This is a genomic window from Pseudanabaena biceps PCC 7429, from assembly GCF_000332215.1.
GTDB lineage: Bacteria > Cyanobacteriota > Cyanobacteriia > Pseudanabaenales > Pseudanabaenaceae > Pseudanabaena > Pseudanabaena biceps.
The window spans coordinates 1-3,607 of the sequence record NZ_ALWB01000330.1 but is presented as its reverse complement, the minus strand read 5'-3'; the positions used below and the strand labels follow the sequence as shown (position 1 = coordinate 3,607).

Sequence of the window (3,607 nt, the reverse complement as noted above, 5' to 3'; positions counted from 1 at the left end):
TAGGCAGTTTGTATCTCTTTTACTCTGCCTTTTTTTCCTTTTTTAGTCTAAACTCCAGTGGATTACTATAGCGGTAAAAAATCCCATGAAAAACTTTAGGTTTAAGGCTTTTAGTCAAATTTTTAAGCAAGTATGTTTGGGCTTTGGGGGCGTAGCGATCGCGCAGTTATCTCTGTTGGCAAATCCTAGTTTTGCTACACCAAGCTATATTACTCTCAGGGTTTATCCTGCGGATTTGAGAGAAACATCACCAGTTTGTCCGTCCGAAGTTACTTTAACTCAAGCATCGCGTCCCTATTATGAAGGTGGCTACACCCTAGATGGTTCCGCTTCCCTTAGTTGGCTCGCTCAACCATTCACATTGGAAAAAAGCGATGAATTTAGTGCGACATGGGTTGCAAAACTACAAAATAAATATCGCAATTGCAAGGCAACAGCAGGGATCACTAAAGTCAATGACGAACCCTTTGAAGGTAATTCTTATTTGAGAATGCGTTTTGTCAATAATAAGGTCTATCTCATTTTGGATATGACGGGGAAGAATGATGTTAATGGATTTACGCCTGTGATTGTAAAAAAAGACGTAAAAGATGGCAATCCCATTTGGGCTTGGTCAGGTTCGGATTAACTTCCATGTCATCTATAGCTAGGACATCAAACCCAATAGAGAGTTGCGGCGCGAAGCGCCGCAACTCTCTATTGGGTTTGATTTTTGCCCTAACATTAATGACTATAGCTATCTCTTACGTTGCTATAGTATTAGGAGACATATTTTCTAAAAACAATTTTTCTAAAAACAATGTGATTGTTGCGATACCATAGGCTAAGTCAAATAATTCTGAAATCCTCTCATATCGGCAAAGACTAATAAGTAGCTAAGCATAATTAAAACCCAAACCCAGAGAGCGTACCGCCCGCGTAGTGGGCGGTACGCTCGTCTAGGTTTTAAGTGTACTTATGATTAGCTACTTAAGTAAGTTTCGCGAGATTAAATATTGAGATTAAATATTAAGTTTTAGGAGTGGAGAGTACGGATTATGAAGGGTTGGAGTAATTACTTAAAAAACATTTGTGTAGTAATTAGCTTAAAAAGATTCTTGCCCAGTTGGATAATTATATCCATCTGCTTGTGCCTGCTCTGGGCAGTGGTATTACCTATATCGCCTATATGGGCAACTCCCATTCAAGACATTCCCAATCCTCGCAAAACAAATGGTACTTGGGTAAGTGATGTCGCTAATATTCTCAGTGCTGAGACAGAATCGCGAATCAATCAAAGAATTACGCAATTAGAGGCTCGCAATGGTTCAGAAGTTGCGGTTGTGACCGTTCCTGATATTTCTCCCCTAGCCAGCCCTAAAGCCTATGCCACGCAGCTATTTAATACATGGGGGATCGGTAAGCGCGGATTAGATAATGGCGTATTATTGCTGATTTCCGTAAATGAACGGAGGCTTGAGATCGAAACTGGGCGGGGGCTGACTTCGCGATTGAGCAATGCTCAAGTTACGCAAATTATCGAAACTAAAATTAAACCTGAATTCAAGCTTCGGAAATTCGATCAAGGGACAATCAATGGTGTAGAGGAAATCACGAACCGTTTAGAACAAATTGGGGTCTCTAGCTTTGATTTTGCAATAGTTTATCTAGTGATTGGTGGATTAGGCATAGCGCTCGCCCTAGGCTGCATTGCTTGGACAGTCTCAAAAATTAACTCATGGTGTCAGCTACTACCCGATAGATATTTATCCTCTAATCCACTAGTATTTCAAGTGAGAGTTCCACAACTTAAGCAAGTAGCGAATCGACCAATCTTAATGCTGGCTTTGGGCGTTAGCGCGATCGCAACAGGTGCAAGTGCTTTTTTGCTATCTGATTCCGCAAATTCCATAACCAGTGTATCCATCAATCTCGATCAGCATTTTGGAGATTTGATCTGTATTAGTGCGGCGATCGCTCTAATTAGTATGCCCATGTGGTTTGGCATCACTTATTATTGGCTAGCGAAGTTAGCTAGAGCTTTGCAGCAAACCATTCCTTCTCAATTGTGGAAGCAATGGGGCAAAATCCTTGTCAGAAATCTATTTCTATTGCTGGTAATTCAATGTTCGCTTTTATTGGTCGTCATCATCTTAATATCTCCCAGTGTCGCTGCACTTTTGCCAAGCGACATCTTGTTTATGGTGAGTGGTTTACTTCTTGGTATGGGCTATCAACTTTTTCTAGTTCATGTCGTTAATCAATTGTCCTTAGACGAGAAAAGTGAGAAGAGTGCGAGAGAACAGTTTTTTTGCGCCACTTGCAGCAATGTAACCCAGCGTCTAGATGAGGCTTTAGGCGGTACTTATCTCACTAAACCTGAGAAGCTTGCCATTGAGCTAGGTAATGCGACCTATGCTTTATATATCTGTGATCGCTGTCATCCTGAAACGAAACGCGATCGTAAACATATGCATTGCCAGCCTAATATTCTGAAATCAGATTCTCTTTGTACTAAATGTCAATATCCGACTGTCATTGGCGCTTCTCTCAAAAAATCCCGCAAGCCCAAAAAATTTCCCAAACAAGGCTCAAAAGATGCTGTGAGTATCTTGCAATGCCAGAACTGCTTTCATGAGCAACCTGTCTATCCCTACGTTGCGCCAAGCTATAGCAGTAACAGTTTTTATGAAAGTAGTTCTGACCATAGTTCTAGTTCCAGTAGCTATGATTCCTCTTACTCAGATTATGGAAGTAGCTCGTCTAGTAGTGATTTTGGTGGAGGGAGTAGTGATGGAGGAGGGGCTGGAAGTGATTGGTGAGATTGTTAAAAAGACAGTAGCGATGCTGCAAGAAGGCGATGAAGTTTAGGGCTTAGCGTTGATCTTCGATGGGCAATGACTCAAAGGCTTTGAATAGTTCTTGATTTTACCTATCACATTTTATCTGTTTTACTTCTGCCCAAATACATTTACCTGATATTGACAAAAGATGTGATCTTCTGAAACTAAGTTTAAAGTTTCTGATTTTGCTTGAGCAATTAATAGGCGATCAAATGGATCTCGATGGTGAAATGGTAGGTTTTGTAGTGTTGGTAAATGTGCAATATCAATTGGTAAAATCTTGATTCCACTGGGCAACACAAAATCACAGGCGTTGCACAAATGAAAGATGAATCAAGCAAAGGTAGTAAATGATTTGTACTTAAGATAGTGAATTAACAAACGAATTGAATACCTCAACATTTCTTCCGATTTTGAATAACATAAAGTTTTTCTGTGTAATCTGGCTAAATAATGTCTAAGTCTTGTGTTTTCACCCTCAACTCTTGTCATGTAGGTCTTGCTGATAATTTGATCCTCCGAGTTGATAAACATTTTGTAGACGCAGTAGCCATCAGTAACCCAGAAATAGCATTGCCAAACTTTAATCAATGCCCACAAGTTTTAAAGGTTTGGCTACTCCTATCCCCTAATACCCAAGCCAATATGCCTTGACTAAAATGATTCACCGCAGTCCATAGCCAAATCAAGTTTTTTGACCCAACAAAGGTCTGGAGTTCATCTAGTTCACCCACATCAGGAATAGTTTCGATGGGGGGATGCTCTGGTAATTGTTGAGCTGCTTG

At 40.4% G+C, this 3,607-nt stretch carries 3 protein-coding genes and 1 pseudogene; 2 read left to right on the top strand and 2 right to left on the bottom strand.

Annotated elements, in window-relative coordinates; translation table 11 throughout:
- Positions 1 to 85: 85 nt before the first annotated feature.
- Together PSE7429_RS21810 and PSE7429_RS26765 are read left to right on the top strand one after the other, a co-directional pair.
- A complete protein-coding gene (locus tag PSE7429_RS21810) occupies positions 86 to 628 on the top strand; it encodes a hypothetical protein (protein ID WP_009629548.1) in 543 nt (180 codons plus the stop codon).
- Positions 629 to 1,145: 517 nt separating this feature from the next.
- Positions 1,146 to 2,801, top strand: a complete 1,656-nt coding sequence (locus PSE7429_RS26765) for a TPM domain-containing protein (protein ID WP_071590190.1) — start codon at positions 1,146 to 1,148, stop codon at positions 2,799 to 2,801.
- 129 nt (positions 2,802 to 2,930) lie between these two features.
- Here the strand turns inward: PSE7429_RS26765 and PSE7429_RS21800 are convergent, their stop codons facing one another.
- Together PSE7429_RS21800 and PSE7429_RS21795 are read right to left on the bottom strand one after the other, a co-directional pair.
- Positions 2,931 to 3,122: a PIN domain-containing protein gene (locus tag PSE7429_RS21800; protein WP_233424415.1), complete on the bottom strand. Its 192-nt coding sequence runs from the start codon at positions 3,120 to 3,122 to the stop codon at positions 2,931 to 2,933.
- A gap of 33 nt (positions 3,123 to 3,155) precedes the next feature.
- Positions 3,156 to 3,607 (bottom strand): annotated as a pseudogene (locus PSE7429_RS21795) (IS1 family transposase); the annotation flags it as partial.

Excerpts from the sequence above, each read along its gene's own strand:
- PSE7429_RS21810 (WP_009629548.1), top strand. The coding sequence starts at position 86 with ATGAAAAACTTTAGGTTTAAGGCTTTTAGTCAAATTTTTAAGCAAGTA.